This window comes from Chryseobacterium manosquense, assembly GCF_014623485.1.
GTDB lineage: Bacteria > Bacteroidota > Bacteroidia > Flavobacteriales > Weeksellaceae > Kaistella > Kaistella haifensis.
Window position 1 is genome coordinate 15,763 of the sequence record NZ_CP060203.1, and the last position, 13,462, is coordinate 29,224.

Annotated in this window: 13 protein-coding genes; 6 read left to right on the forward strand and 7 right to left on the reverse strand. The window is 36.4% G+C overall.

Annotation, left to right across the window (positions count from 1 at the left end; all coding sequences use genetic code 11):
- Positions 1–8 precede the first annotated feature (8 nt).
- The 7 genes from H0S70_RS00070 to H0S70_RS00100 form a co-directional block, all read right to left on the reverse strand.
- On the reverse strand, positions 9–1,196 hold the full coding sequence (locus H0S70_RS00070; RefSeq protein WP_188321247.1) for a homogentisate 1,2-dioxygenase: 1,188 nt from the start codon (positions 1,194–1,196) through the stop codon (positions 9–11).
- Between the two features lie 123 nt (positions 1,197–1,319).
- A complete protein-coding gene (locus H0S70_RS00075; RefSeq protein WP_228453753.1) occupies positions 1,320–1,862 on the reverse strand; it encodes a hypothetical protein in 543 nt (180 codons plus the stop codon).
- Positions 1,863–1,879: 17 nt separating this feature from the next.
- A complete protein-coding gene (locus H0S70_RS00080; RefSeq protein WP_188321249.1) occupies positions 1,880–2,317 on the reverse strand; it encodes a hypothetical protein in 438 nt (145 codons plus the stop codon).
- A gap of 11 nt (positions 2,318–2,328) precedes the next feature.
- Entirely contained in the window at positions 2,329–3,126 is a 798-nt protein-coding gene (locus tag H0S70_RS00085) for a lysophospholipid acyltransferase family protein (protein WP_088264246.1), read from the reverse strand.
- 25 nt (positions 3,127–3,151) lie between these two features.
- The gene (locus tag H0S70_RS00090) at positions 3,152–3,781 is read right to left on the reverse strand and encodes an NUDIX hydrolase (RefSeq protein ID WP_188321250.1); all 630 of its coding nucleotides are present in this window, start codon (positions 3,779–3,781) and stop codon (positions 3,152–3,154) included.
- A 162-nt stretch (positions 3,782–3,943) separates the two neighbouring features.
- A complete protein-coding gene (locus tag H0S70_RS00095; RefSeq protein ID WP_188321251.1) occupies positions 3,944–5,503 on the reverse strand; it encodes an Rne/Rng family ribonuclease in 1,560 nt (519 codons plus the stop codon).
- A gap of 413 nt (positions 5,504–5,916) precedes the next feature.
- On the reverse strand, positions 5,917–6,207 hold the full coding sequence (locus H0S70_RS00100; protein WP_088264242.1) for an HU family DNA-binding protein: 291 nt from the start codon (positions 6,205–6,207) through the stop codon (positions 5,917–5,919).
- Positions 6,208–6,254: 47 nt separating this feature from the next.
- Between H0S70_RS00100 and mutY the strand changes: the two genes are divergently transcribed.
- From mutY to H0S70_RS00130, 6 genes are all read left to right on the forward strand, one after another.
- Positions 6,255–7,286, forward strand: coding sequence for an A/G-specific adenine glycosylase (gene mutY, locus H0S70_RS00105; RefSeq protein ID WP_188321252.1), 1,032 nt, complete (start codon positions 6,255–6,257; stop codon positions 7,284–7,286).
- Positions 7,287–7,434: 148 nt separating this feature from the next.
- Positions 7,435–8,061, forward strand: coding sequence for a gliding motility lipoprotein GldD (gene gldD / locus H0S70_RS00110; RefSeq protein ID WP_228453754.1), 627 nt, complete (start codon positions 7,435–7,437; stop codon positions 8,059–8,061).
- Positions 8,062–8,114: 53 nt separating this feature from the next.
- Positions 8,115–9,035: a PfkB family carbohydrate kinase gene (locus H0S70_RS00115; RefSeq protein WP_123904397.1), complete on the forward strand. Its 921-nt coding sequence runs from the start codon at positions 8,115–8,117 to the stop codon at positions 9,033–9,035.
- Between the two features lie 64 nt (positions 9,036–9,099).
- Entirely contained in the window at positions 9,100–10,929 is a 1,830-nt protein-coding gene (locus tag H0S70_RS00120) for a peptidylprolyl isomerase (protein ID WP_188321253.1), read from the forward strand.
- Between the two features lie 65 nt (positions 10,930–10,994).
- The gene (locus tag H0S70_RS00125) at positions 10,995–12,359 is read left to right on the forward strand and encodes a peptidylprolyl isomerase (protein ID WP_031502392.1); all 1,365 of its coding nucleotides are present in this window, start codon (positions 10,995–10,997) and stop codon (positions 12,357–12,359) included.
- Between the two features lie 82 nt (positions 12,360–12,441).
- Positions 12,442–13,425 carry an NAD(P)H-dependent flavin oxidoreductase gene (locus H0S70_RS00130; RefSeq protein WP_188321254.1) on the forward strand — a complete coding sequence of 328 codons (984 nt, stop codon included), beginning with the start codon at positions 12,442–12,444 and terminating at the stop codon, positions 13,423–13,425.
- Positions 13,426–13,462 lie beyond the last annotated feature (37 nt).

A 13,462-nucleotide genomic window follows, 5' to 3' on the forward strand; every position in this document is an offset into this window, starting at 1 on the left:
AATAATGATTATTCTTGGGAACGATCCCCTAAATAATTATCTGAATTTTCGAGCCACGAAGTCGCATACGAAGGATCTTCGACTTTCATTGCTTCTTCGGTAAGCTTCAAAGGGCGGAAAGGATCAACCATTACGGCGTACTCTTCGGTAAATTTTTTGCCAATGCTGCGTTCCATCGCTCCAGGATGCGGGCCATGTACAATTCCTCCCGGATGTAGGGTAAAATCCATCAAATCGATATGATTTCTGCTCATGAAATCGCCTTCAGTATAGAAAAGAACTTCGTCCGAATCAATATTCGAGTGGTTGTAAGGAGCCGGAATCGCAAGCGGATGATAATCGTACATTCTTGCCACAAACGAACAAACTACGAAGTTGTGCGCCTCAAATGTTTGATGAATAGGCGGTGGTAAATGAACTCGACCGGTAATAGGTTCGAAATTTTTGATATTAAATTTAAAAGGATAAAAATATCCGTCCCAACCAACCACATCGAAAGGGTGGCTTGCATATACGAAATCCCAAATTTGATTTTCCTTTTTTATTTTAATCGTGAATTCACCTTTTTCATCTTTGGGATCTACAAAGGTTGGCGCAATGATATCCCTTTCGCAAAACGGAGAATGTTCCAGAAGTTGCCCAAATTCGTTTCGATAGCGCTTTGGGGTGTAAATAGGCGAGTGTGCTTCAATAAAGAAAATTACATTATTCTCAGTTTCAAATTCGATTTGATAAATGGTACCCCGAGGAATAATAAGGTAATCGCCCACGGAAAATTCCAGATTTCCAAGAAAAGTTTTCAACGTTCCTTTACCTTCGTGAATAAAGAGTAACTCGTCGCATTCCGCATTTTTGTAGAAATATTCGGTGGATTTTTTCGGTTTTGCCAATCCCATTTTCAGATCATTGTTCAGCAAAAGTGCTTTTCGGCTGTCGATAAAGTCGTTTTCTGCAGTGATATTCATTCCTTTAAGCATTCTGGGAGTCACATTTTTTTCAACTGCAATTTTCGGCGTCACATCTTTAGGTTCGCTGATCGATTTGATTTGCGTTGGACGATGGATATGATAGAGTAGGGATGAAATTCCGTGAAAACCTTCGGTACCAAACAATTGTTCGTAATAAAATTGGTCGTTTTCAGACTTGAAAATCGTATGTCTTTTCTGAGGTATTTTTCCGGAATGGTGGTATCTCATTTTTATTTACTTTTTAATTATCGTAAATTTAATGAAATTTTCCTGATCTTGAGGGAATGAATATATCTGGTTTAATTTCAGATATTTAATGGTTGAAAATCAAACGAAAAAGGATTTGGATATTTATTCAAAAGTCATCATCGGCTCATAAAAATCTTCCTCCATCAGGCCGAATTGCTGACAAAGAAGCTGAATTCCATTGATATTTTTTAGGAGATCTTCCTCTTTTGAAATTAAAGGGATATTTCCCATATCCGTATGCAGGATAAAATTATCGTCGGATTTACTGATTTCGGTAGGTGAAAAAGGAAGTTTACGGAAATAATTTTCTGCCTTTTCTATAAGCACTTCTTTGTTTTCAGGATAAATCAAAACTCCGCCGGGAGTAATTTTTTCTAATACTGAAACTAAATCATCTGAGTTGATTTCTTCGGATATTAAAATGATATTTGGTTCAAAATCTTTCGCTTTTTCGGCATCATCCGTTTCTAAAATCACAAAATCATGATTTGAAAATCGATTTTCGCCATTCATTAGAAAAAAATCATATTCTTTTCCTGAAAAATCAAGTACGTGAAAAACCATTTTGGCAATAGAAAACTGAGAAGTATAAAGTAATACACGAGTTTTGCTTGTAGAATATTGCAAGATTTCTGAAAAGGTCATGGTCTTTGATCGAAAAGTTATGAAGTAGCGTTAATTTTATTTTTGATGATTTCCTGAAAAACCGAAGTTATATTGTTCCAACGGTTTTTATCGCCTTCCATAATCATCGATGCATCGGATTTGCTTCCCGATTGCTTCCCGATTTTTACATTAATGCTTGTCGAAATATTGTCGTAAACTTTTTGATAATCTTCGCGAATCATGCGGAAATTATTTTGCGAAAGTGCATTTTCAATTTTTTTGCGCTCCTCGGATGTAATTTTGAAATCTTTTTTGAATTTCTTGCCCTGTGCTTCCAAAGAATAATGTGCATTATTCCCTTTGATTAAAAGGTTTTCGTAGATCGGAGCATAACCGCCGCTTCGGGAATAGCTGTAATCGAAATCAGAATATTTCTTCTGCGTATTACAGGCAGCTAATATTACAAATATGAATAATGCAATAATTTTTTTCATTAAGAAAATTTTTAAGATTTTACAGTAGCTTTTTGAGCTTTCAAGGTTTCATCATATTCATGTAGAACGTTGAAATCTTCGGTCTGTTCGATGGCGACCATTATTTTATTCAGAATGGTTTGTGCATCATCATTATCATAATCAATATCTAAAGGCTTCTTAAATTCCATCGTAGGTTTAACGCCGGTTACTTTAACTCGCAAACCTTTTTTATCGAAAGCTCTTCTAAAACCATTAATTTTAATAGGAATCACGATCGGTCTTTGGTTTTTTACCAGCTTAGCGGTTCCTTTTCTTCCCTGCGCGAAAGCCGAGGTTGTTCCTTGTGGGAAAGTGATTACCCATCCGTTATCCAGTGCTTTCATGATATTTTCAACCTCGGTTAAATCTACCATTCTATTCACATTTTGCCCTTCTGCGCGCCAAGTTCTTTTTACGGTAACAGCACCTGCAAGTTTGAAGATCTTGGTCATCAACCCTTTATTCATCGTTTCTTCGGCAGCTACGTAATAAAAATCTACTTTCGGATTCAACAGGTAAATCGGATTTTTAATGGAATTAAGGTAACCATTGTTCACTGCGCAAAAAGCGTGATACATCGCCGCTACATCGGCAAAATACGTTTGGTGATTTGAGACGAAAAGAACATTGGAATCCGGAAGATTTACCAGATTTTCGGTTCCAGAAATTTTAAGTTTATTAAAACCATTAAATCTTCTGTAAGACACGATCCCCAGAATGAAAATGATGAGTCTTTTTAGGAAATACAGATTGCCAAATGCATCCGTGAAAATATTTTTCTTCGCCATTATCAGTTTATCATAATCTGCGAATTTACAAATTTTTCATTAATGTACTGAATTCGCTTAAAATCATTGAAGTTGCTCCCCAAATTATGTATCCATTGAAGTTAATTACCGGAACTTCAATCCCTCTGGAACTTGGCAAAACCATCATTTCCGGACGATCCGAAAGCGAGAGGATTGAGGAAACCGGAAACTCAATTAATTCGACAGCTTCGCTCTCTTGTAAAATAAATTCCGGATTTTTTTTGGTGTAGGAAATAAATGGTCTTACATAAAAATTGCTTGGCGGAATATAAATAGGCGACATTTCCCGAATAATCCGGATGTAATGTTCTGGAATTCCCATTTCTTCAGAAGTTTCGCGTTTTGCGGTTGCTTCAAAATTACGATCGTTTTCTTCTTTTTTTCCACCCGGAAGTGAAATCTGGCCACTGTGACGGTCGCGTTGGTTCGTACTTCTCACCATCAATGGGAAATGCCATTCATTGTTTTTCAGGTAAAGAACAATATTTACCGCCGCAAATTTTGGGTTTTTGGTAAGAATTTCGTCATAAGAAAATACGGGGCGATATGGTGGCGAATAAATGGCGTGGGCATTTTCGCCTGAAAGTTCGGCGGTTTGTATTTTTTTTACTAAATCTCGTCCATATAATTCCATATCCCAAATATATGAAATTGAGGATGGAATTTGTTTTAAATAGATGTTAAAATTGAAATGTTTTCAAAGGATTTTTTATCAAAAAATCAAAAAAAAACTCCCGAAAATTTACGAGAGTTCTGAATTTTTATAAAAAAATGGGACTTTCTGAGTTTCAAATTTTTAATTCGAATAACTCATTAATTCTTCTTTTTTCGAGTTGATAATCTTGTATTCCAGGTATTTGAAGGAATCTCTTGGGATGATGGTGACCCACTTTTTGTACCTTAAAAACCATTTCATTTGGGTGCTTATTAAACCTTTCGTAAGATAAGCTTCCACAAATGGGTGAACATGTAAGAAGATTTTGCCTTTTTCCTTTTGGATGATGTTTCGAATGACTTCTTCCATACGTTCTACCACAACAATTGGGGCCAAGATTTCGCCATCAATATTTGGGTTCTCTTCTTTGGTTTCTATTTGTTTTTCGGGACGCGTTCTTTGTCGCGTGATTTGGATGAGTCCGAATTTGCTAGGTGGTAAAATTTTGTGGCGCGCTTTGTCGCGGCTCATTTCTGATTTCAGGTGTTCGTATAAATCTTTTCGGTGGTCAGCGTTGATCATGTCGATAAAATCTACCACGATAATTCCGCCCATATCGCGAAGTCTGAGTTGGCGAGCAATCTCTGTAGCAGCCATTTTGTTCACAGTCAATGCGTGTTCTTTGCTTGCTGAATTTCCAGATGAAATGTTGTTTCCGGAGTTTACATCGATCACATGTAGTGCTTCGGTGTGTTCGATGACCAAATAGGCGCCTTTAGAACTTGGAATATTTACGTGCTTGCCGAAACTTTGTTTCAGTTGTTTTTCTACGTTGTAATATTCCAACAATGGAATTGGTTTGTCGTAGAACTGCACGATATTTTTCCGTTCCGGAGCGATAACTTCGATATAAGCTTCCATATCGTTCACCATTTGCTCGTCGTCACAAATAATAGAAACGAAATCTGCATTGAAATTGTCGCGAAGAATCGCAGAAGCTTTATCTTCTTCACTTAAAATCTTGCTTGGAACTTTGTTTTTTTGAAGATTTTTGAAGGTTGTTTCCCATTTCTGCACCAATTGATTCATGTCATTGTGCAGTTCGGCCACTTTTTTACCTTCGGCTACGGTTCTTATGATAACTCCGAATCCTTCTGGTTTAATGCTTTCAATTAAAGTTCGCAAACGTTCCCTTTCTTCGGCATTGCTTATTTTTTTGGAAATTGAAACGCTTTTGTCGAAAGGAATCAGTACGAGAAATCTTCCGGTTAAAGAAATTTGGGTAGAAATTCTAGGGCCTTTTGTGGAAATCGGTTCTTTAGTGATTTGCAAAATTACGCTATCGTCTTTTGCGAGAACTTTGTCTATCGCTCCATTTTTGTTGATTTCCGGCTGAATTTCGAAGTTTTTCAGTGAAGAATTCTGCTGTTTTTTAGCGAGAGTATCTTTTAGAAATTTTTTATACGTGAGAAATTGCGGTCCCAAATCCTGATAGTGCAAGAAAGCATCTTTTTCGTAACCGATGTTTACAAAAGCTGCGTTGAGGTTGGGAGCCAGTTTTTTTACCTTACCAATAAATAAATCCCCAACTACGAAGTCGCTTTTGTCTTCCTGCTCGTGTAATTCGAACAGCCGACCGTCTTCGAGTAGGGCGATTTTGGAGTTCTCATCTTCATGTGAAATAATCAGTTCTTTCTTCATTGTTGAGTTAAGGAATTAAAAAATTTAGAGGGATAGTCAATAAAGATTTCTGGATTTTATGGCTATTGTTTAAAATTATTTAATTGTTTTTTATTGCTTAATGATGTTTTATCTGTTTAAAGGATATTTGAAAAAGATTGATTAATGGGAGATTTTCGTGAGAAAAATCTGCAATGATTTGAGAGTTTTCAAATTTTAGATAAAACAAAATATAGTTGGTGAGGTTTTATGAATATAAAAACACCAACTATATTGTTATATTGTAAATCGCGAAGAGATTATTTTTTCTTGTGTCTGTTCGCTCTTCTTCTTTTCTTTCTTTTGTGAGTTGCAACCTTGTGTCTCTTTCTTTTCTTTCCGCTTGGCATAATTTATAAATTTTTAATTTGTAACTTATCGTTTTATTCAGTTTACTATTTAATTGCTACTTTGGTTTTCACCTTCTCAACGAATGTTTTTGATGGTTTGAAAGCCGGGATATTGTGAGCTGGGATTTCAATTGCTGTATTTTTAGAAATGTTTCTTCCCGTTTTTGCTGCTCTGGTTTTAATTACAAATGATCCGAATCCTCTTAAATAAACATTGTCGCCATTATACATTGAAGTTCTGATTTCCTGCATGAATGCTTCTACAACTTTCTGAGTCTCATTCTTTTCAGTTCCCAATTTATTTGAGATGGTGTTCACCAATTCTGCCTTTGTCATTTCCTTTATTTATTTATATTTTTGGTGTGCAAATATAAGAACATTTTTTGAAAACTAAAAAACAAAATGCTGATTTTCTTCACGTTGGTGAAAAACTATTGGCTTGGTACAGAACGCACGGAAGAGACTTGCCTTTTCGATCTACAAATGATCCCTACAAAATTTGGATCTGCGAAATTATTTTTCAGCAAACCAGAATCGAACAAGGTCTTAATCATTATCATAATTTCATTAACAGATTTCCAGATGTAGAAACCTTAGCAAATGCGGATACAGAGGAGGTTCTCCTCTACTGGAAAGGGCTTGGTTACTATTCTCGCGCATTGAATCTTCATAAAGCAGCACAACAAATTATGGAGGATTATCAAGGGATATTTCCTGAAAAGTATGAAGATATTTTGCAATTAAAAGGGGTCGGAAAATATACTGCGGCAGCGATTTCCAGTATTTGTTTCGGGGCAAAGATTCCGGCGGTTGATGGTAATTTTTATCGGGTATTGTCGCGGGTTTTTGCGGATGATTTTGATGTGTCGAATTCCAGCGCATTTAAATATTTCTCTGAATTGACTTTGCGAATGATGCCTGAGAAACATGCTGGCCATTTCAACGAAGCGATGATGGATTTGGGTTCAGAAATTTGCAAACCTCGAAATCCGAAATGTGAAATTTGCCCTTTAAATAAAGACTGTTTGGCATTTAATTTAGGAAAAATTCAGGACTTTCCGGTGAAATCGAAGAAGGTGAAACCACAGGATTTGGAACTTACTTATTATTTTGTTCAGTTCGGCCATTCGTTTTTAATTAAACAAAGAAAAGAAGATTTTATATGGAAAAAATTGTATGAATTTCCGGTTGAAATTCCCGAGTCTTTTTCAAGATATTTGGTATCAATGAAGACGGTTTTGCACAAACTCACTCATAAAAATTTAACCATATATATATATAAGGTCAACTTACCGACGAAAAAATTATTGAATGATTTTGCTAAAGAATACGATTTTACCATTGAAAATCTAGAAGGTTCTTCCAAGAAATCTTTCCCAAAACCACTGGAAAATTATTTAAAAATCATTGAATAACAGAAGTTTAACTTTTATAATTAAATGAAATCTAAAAACAAAAGTTGTACGAAAAAATAACTTTTGATCTGACTTAGGAATCTCATAGAATTGAATGATTGATAACACAAAACCGGGATTCCTAAGTCTTTTTTTGTTTAAAATAACAATGAAAATTAACAAGAAATCACTCTTGGGAAATCTGCTTCACCATCTCAAATCTAATTTGTACTTTTGCGCAATGTTTAAAAAACTCATTTTCACTTTTTTAGGATTTGTTTTGGTTTCCTGTAGTCCAGAAACGCAGCCGAAACCTTCCGGTGAACTACGTTTGGAATATCCGCAACCCAATTATCAGGCGTTTTCTTCGCCATGTAATTTTACTTTCGAATATTCGGATTTTGCCAAAATTGAAAATGCCAAAAATGCTTGTTGGTATTACATTTATTACCCAAAAATGAAAGCCAAAGTTTTCATCACTTATTTTCCGATAAAGAACGATTTTGCTCTTCATGTTAAAGAATCCGAGAAAATGGTGTACGAACATACGATCAAAGCCAGCTCGATTGATACCAAATCTTTCAGTTATCCGGAACGCAAAGTTTTCGGGAATTTCTATGAGCTGAAAGGTCCAACAGCATCGAATCTCCAGTTTTTTGTCACCGATTCCACAAGGCATTACGTGACCGCAAATTTATATTTTAACTCTCGTCCAAAACCAGATTCTTTGGCACCTGCGATAGAATATATCAAAAAAGATATGCTGCATTTAATCGATACTTTTCAGTGGAAATAAGCAGTAGAAAGAATAACAAACCCATAATTTTTAATTAAAATAAAACTTTATAAATGAAACTTTTAGTCGTAGGATCAGTCGCTTTTGATGCCATTGAAACGCCATTCGGAAAAACAGATAAAATTTTAGGTGGAGCCGCAACTTACATTGGTATTGCAGCTTCAATTTTGAATGTGAAATCAGGAATTGTATCGGTTGTAGGAGGCGATTTTCATCAATCCGATTTAGATATGTTGAGCGGAAGAGGCGTAAATATCGAAGGTATTGAAGTCGTAAAAGACGGAAAAACTTTCTTCTGGAGCGGAAAATACCACAATGATCTGAATTCTAGAGATACTTTGGCCACTGAAGTGAATGTTTTAGAAAACTTTGATCCGAAAATTCCAGAATCTATGCAGGATTCCGAGATCTTACTTTTAGGAAACCTTCATCCTGGAGTACAGCTTTCTGTGCTGGAAAAAATGAACACACGTCCAAAATTAGTGATTCTCGACACCATGAATTTCTGGATGGATTCCGCTTGGGATGTTTTGATGGAAATGATTGCAAAGACCGATGTTATTACTATTAATGATGAAGAAGCGCGCCAACTTTCCGGAGAATATTCTTTGGTAAAAGCCGCGAAAAAAATCCATACCATGGGGCCGAAATTTGTCATCATTAAAAAAGGTGAGCACGGTGCATTGCTCTTCCACGACGGTAAGATCTTCGCCATTCCGGCGCTTCCTTTGGAAGAAGTTTTCGATCCAACCGGAGCCGGAGATACGTTTGCTGGTGGTTTTGCTTCTTATCTTGCCAAAAAAGAAGATTTCAGTTTCGAAACCATGAAATCTGCTATAATGGTAGGTTCGGCAATGGCATCTTTCACTGTTGAAAAATTCGGAACCGAAAAATTACAGGAAGTTACAGAAGTTGAGATGATGAACAGAATTCAGGAGTTCAAGGAATTAACGACTTTTGAAGTAGAGGTATAAATTATTTCGGACAACACACGAACTTTTAATTAAAATAAAATCTTCACCACAAGAAGACCGTAGTATGAAAAAAATAGTTGCTTTCATGATGTTGGCAGGTTTGGGAAACACCCTTTCTGCGCAGTATATGATTATCGGAAAAGATAGCATTTCGCTAACCGATTTCAAAAAGGAGTACCAATATGGTTTGCAAAATGCAGGCATCACCAAAACCATTAAAGCAACAGAAGATTTTATTCTTCTGCAACAGTTTGCTGCCCAAAAAATGGTGGATACAACAGCATCTTTCCGCGAAAAAATGATGGATAAAGAAGGTGAACTGCGATCGAAATTTTTCTATCCTAAAAATGTGGTAGATCCGGTTTTGAACCAATATTTGAAAGACAGCCAGACCGAGAAATTGGTGCAAATTTTCATGGTGCAAAAAGCGGAAGGCGATAAAAATAATTATCAACAGATTTACGATGACGTGAAATCCGGGAAAATGACGATGGAAGATGCGATTTCCAAGTACACGAAAAACGGGCCGAAGGGGATTTACATTAAGCCGGGAAGCGTTGATAACGGTTTGTATTCTGAAATAAAGGTTTTGCCAAATAATTCACTTACCAAATTGCAAAATACTCCAAATTATGTAGCTTTTGCTAAAGTCCAAAACTCAAGACCAAGTTTGGGATATATGATTTTCGGAACTATTTCTTATCCGAAAAATGCCGAGTCCGAAGCGATGAAAACCAAAATTTACACCGATTTGAAATCGGGAAAAAGCTTTCAAGAAGTTGCTAAATTGTACGGAGCCAACGAGCATGAAAAAGAAAACGGTGGAGTAGTCATGGGTTCACCAACGCTTCCAGATGATGTGTATGAAGCTTTCAAAGGAAAAAAATCCGGGTATTATTTGCCGGAACCAATTCTTTTCGGGGAAAATTATTTTGTTTTTAATCTTTATAATGTTGAACCTTATATTTTGACGGATAAAAACAGAGAATTTTTCTTAAAAGACATGAACAGCGCATTGTATGGCGAAAATCTTCAGGAAAAAATGCTTGCTTTCGTGAAATCCGATCCATCCTACAAGGAATTTCCGGAATTTCAGAACGTGAAGAAATCTTACCAAGCGTTCAACGCGGCGAAAGATAATACGGTTCTTTATCAGTACAAAAAGTATAAAACCACCATAGGTGATCTTAAAAAATTAATTGCTGATAAAAAAAGTGAAGCAGAAAAATTAACTCCGGAATTGTGGGCAGAAGCTTTGAAAGGTGTTAATGATCAAGATGTGATGAGGTTTTACAGCGAAGATTTCACCAATCAAAAAGAGATTAAAAAAGAACTTACCGATTTCAGAAAAGGTTTGTTTTCAGATTATATTTTTTCGAAATACATTAACGAAGAAATTACAAAACATCCGGAGTGGTTGACCGAATATTACAATAAAAACAAAGCAAAATACTTTTGGGGTAACAGAGCAGAAGGTAGAGTGGCCATCATTGCTGATGAAAAACTCAATAGCGAAATTCAAAAGGAAATCAAGAATCCTAAAAACTGGGAAAACTTGAAAGCTAAATATTATGGTAAACTCAACGATAAAAAGCAAATCCTCGTACATTTTGAAAAAGGGGAAATGTCGGAAGATGCAGATGTTTTTACCAAATACAAAGTTCCTTTCAAAACCGGTGTTCATCAAACTAAAATGGAGGAAAGATCTCTGGTTATCGCAATCGACCAAATTCTTCCCCCTACCCAAATGACGCAGGAAGAAGCTAAAGAATTGCTAAAAGATGCAGTAACTGAAGCGAAGCTTTCCGAGATTATCGCTCAGCAAAAAGCCAACACCAATATTGTGATTCAGCCCGAGTTTATGAAAGATTTGGAAAAGAATTTTAAGAAATAATTATAATAAAAAATGCAGTTTATCTCGTTTAGAATGATAATTTTGCAAATCGTTAAAAAATGAATATGAACAAGAAAATAAAATTTGCGCTTCTTTTTACCATGATTTTTGCCTTTTTTGGGGTGAAATTAAATGCACAATTACAATCCGGAGCTTTGGTGGATGGAATTGCGGTGGTAGTAGGAAACGAAATTATTTTGGAATCGGATATCGAGGATCAAGCCAATTATGCTAAGCAACAAGGGGCGCAAGTTTCCGATCGTTGCGAATTTGTAGAAAGCATCATCAGCAACAAATTGATGATTTATGAAGCCAAAAGAGATACTTTGATCGAAAACAGATCCGAAGCCATCAAAGAAGCTGCTAACCAAAAATACGAGCAGATCCTAGGTCAGTTTCCGGATGAAAAAACCATGTTGGCAACTTATAAATTCCGTACAGGCTATGAGATGAAAAACGCCATCGAAAAAATTGATACCGACAACTATTACGGACAAATGAAATATGGTAGAATTACCGAAAAAGCCGACGTAACTCCGAACGAAGTAACTGATTTTTTCAATACGTACAAATTTCAGCTGCCCGAAGTGAAAGACGAGGTGAGTTTGTCACAAATTACGATGTATCCGAAGCTTACAGATGCTCATAAAGACGAAATCATCGCTAAACTCAACAAAATAAAACAAGACATTCAAGCCGGCGAATCTTTCGAAAATCTGGCGAGAATTTACTCCGAAGATCCGGGTTCCGCAGCGAACGGTGGTCTGTACAAGAATATTTCTAAAGGAAAAATGGTGAAACCTTTCGAAGCTGCGGCGCTTAATCTTCAGGAAGGTGAAATTTCTGATCCAGTAGAATCTGAATTCGGTTATCACTTAATTCAATTAGTGAAAAAAAGCGGTAAGAACTACGATGCAAGACACATTTTATTGAAAGCTGAACCTAATGATGCAGAAATTGAAGCGGCAAAAAAAGAACTCGATAGTATAAGAACTTTAATTTTAAATGGCAGACTTACCTTTAAGGAAGCAGCTTATCGATTTTCTGATGACAAGAAAACGAAGTTCAATGCTGGTATTATAACTGCAGAAGATGGATCCGACAGAATTGAAAAACTGAATCTCCCTCCATCCATCTCTTATCAGATTGCTGGTTTAAATAAAGGGGATATTACTGATGTTTTCCAAGATACTTTGCAACAAGATAAAAAAGTAGTAAGTATCGTGAAAGTTGACGATATCATCGCAGCTCACCAACTGGACCTTGTGACCGATTACGACAGAATTAAGCAAATGGCGCTTAATAAAAAGAAAAACGAAATGGTTGAAAAATGGGTGAAAGAGAAATTACCAGATGTATTTATCTCCATCAACGATCGATATAAAGATTGTACTTTCAAAACCGATTGGCGCAAAGCTGAAGCCAAATAAATTTATAATCTCTGCAATTGCGGAGATTTTTTTTTGAAATATAAAGGTTCCAAGCTTCTCAGATTTTTTTTAAATTTACATCATGAGCAATTTTATCCATTTCGGAATCGCCGAGAAAATCTACAAGGAAAACCAAAACAAAATCACAGAATTATTTCAAATTAAATATCCCATTATCCAAGGTGGAATGATATGGCATTCCGGTTGGCGTTTGGCATCTGCGGTTTCCAATAACGGCGGTTTGGGACTCATTGGTTCCGCAAGTATGTATCCCGATATTTTACGCGAAAACATCAGGAAATGCAAAGCTGCAACCGACAAACCTTTTGGGGTAAATGTGGCATTGCTCTATCCAAATTTAGAAGAAATCATCAATATTATCTTGGAAGAAGACGTGAAAATCGTGTTCACTTCTGCCGGAAATCCTAAAGTTTATACAGAAACTTTACAAAAAGAAGGCATAAAAGTGGCGCACGTGGTTTCGTCAACAAAATTTGCAATGAAATGTGAAGAAGCTGGTGTTGATGCAATTGTAGCCGAAGGTTTCGAAGCCGGAGGTCACAACGGAAGAGATGAAACAACTACTTTCTGCCTCATCCCGAATGTGAGAAAACACATCACAAAACCGCTGATTGCCGCCGGCGGAATTGCTTTGGGTTCTCAGATGAAAGCTGCGATGATTCTCGGTGCAGATGGCGTACAGATCGGTTCTCGCTTTGCAGCGACTGAAGAAGCGAGCTCTCATGCTGATTTTAAAAATAAAATTATTTCTTTAGGGGAAGGAGATACACAACTTACCTTGAAAGAATTAGCACCCGTTCGATTGATTAAAAATAAATTTTTCTACGAATTAGAAGAACTTTATGAGAAAGGAAGAGATGCAGAAGCTTTAAAGAAAATGCTCGGCAGAGCGCGCGCAAAACGCGGCATGTTCGAAGGTGATTTAGAAGATGGTGAACTGGAAATCGGCCAGGTTTCCGCATTAATTGATGAGATATTGCCGGTAGAAAAGGTATTTGAAAATCTATTGAAAGAATATAGAGAAGCAAAAGCCTTTGAACTTTAAAAATAAAAAATACCGCGTCGTAAATGGAGGCCACTGA

What these genes read in the sequence shown, in the direction of transcription:
- H0S70_RS00070 (WP_188321247.1), bottom strand. Translation starts at nt 1,196, where the DNA reads ATGAGATACCACCATTCCGGAAAAATACCTCAGAAAAGACATACGATT.
- H0S70_RS00095 (WP_188321251.1), bottom strand. Translation starts at nt 5,503, where the DNA reads ATGAAGAAAGAACTGATTATTTCACATGAAGATGAGAACTCCAAAATC.
- H0S70_RS00120 (WP_188321253.1), top strand. Translation starts at nt 9,100, where the DNA reads ATGAAAAAAATAGTTGCTTTCATGATGTTGGCAGGTTTGGGAAACACC.
- H0S70_RS00115 (WP_123904397.1), top strand. Translation starts at nt 8,115, where the DNA reads ATGAAACTTTTAGTCGTAGGATCAGTCGCTTTTGATGCCATTGAAACG.
- H0S70_RS00100 (WP_088264242.1), bottom strand. Translation starts at nt 6,207, where the DNA reads ATGACAAAGGCAGAATTGGTGAACACCATCTCAAATAAATTGGGAACT.
- H0S70_RS00080 (WP_188321249.1), bottom strand. Translation starts at nt 2,317, where the DNA reads ATGAAAAAAATTATTGCATTATTCATATTTGTAATATTAGCTGCCTGT.
- H0S70_RS00085 (WP_088264246.1), bottom strand. Translation starts at nt 3,126, where the DNA reads ATGGCGAAGAAAAATATTTTCACGGATGCATTTGGCAATCTGTATTTC.
- H0S70_RS00090 (WP_188321250.1), bottom strand. Translation starts at nt 3,781, where the DNA reads ATGGAATTATATGGACGAGATTTAGTAAAAAAAATACAAACCGCCGAA.
- H0S70_RS00075 (WP_228453753.1), bottom strand. Translation starts at nt 1,862, where the DNA reads ATGACCTTTTCAGAAATCTTGCAATATTCTACAAGCAAAACTCGTGTA.
- gldD (WP_228453754.1), top strand. Translation starts at nt 7,435, where the DNA reads ATGAAAATTAACAAGAAATCACTCTTGGGAAATCTGCTTCACCATCTC.
- H0S70_RS00125 (WP_031502392.1), top strand. Translation starts at nt 10,995, where the DNA reads ATGAACAAGAAAATAAAATTTGCGCTTCTTTTTACCATGATTTTTGCC.
- H0S70_RS00130 (WP_188321254.1), top strand. Translation starts at nt 12,442, where the DNA reads ATGAGCAATTTTATCCATTTCGGAATCGCCGAGAAAATCTACAAGGAA.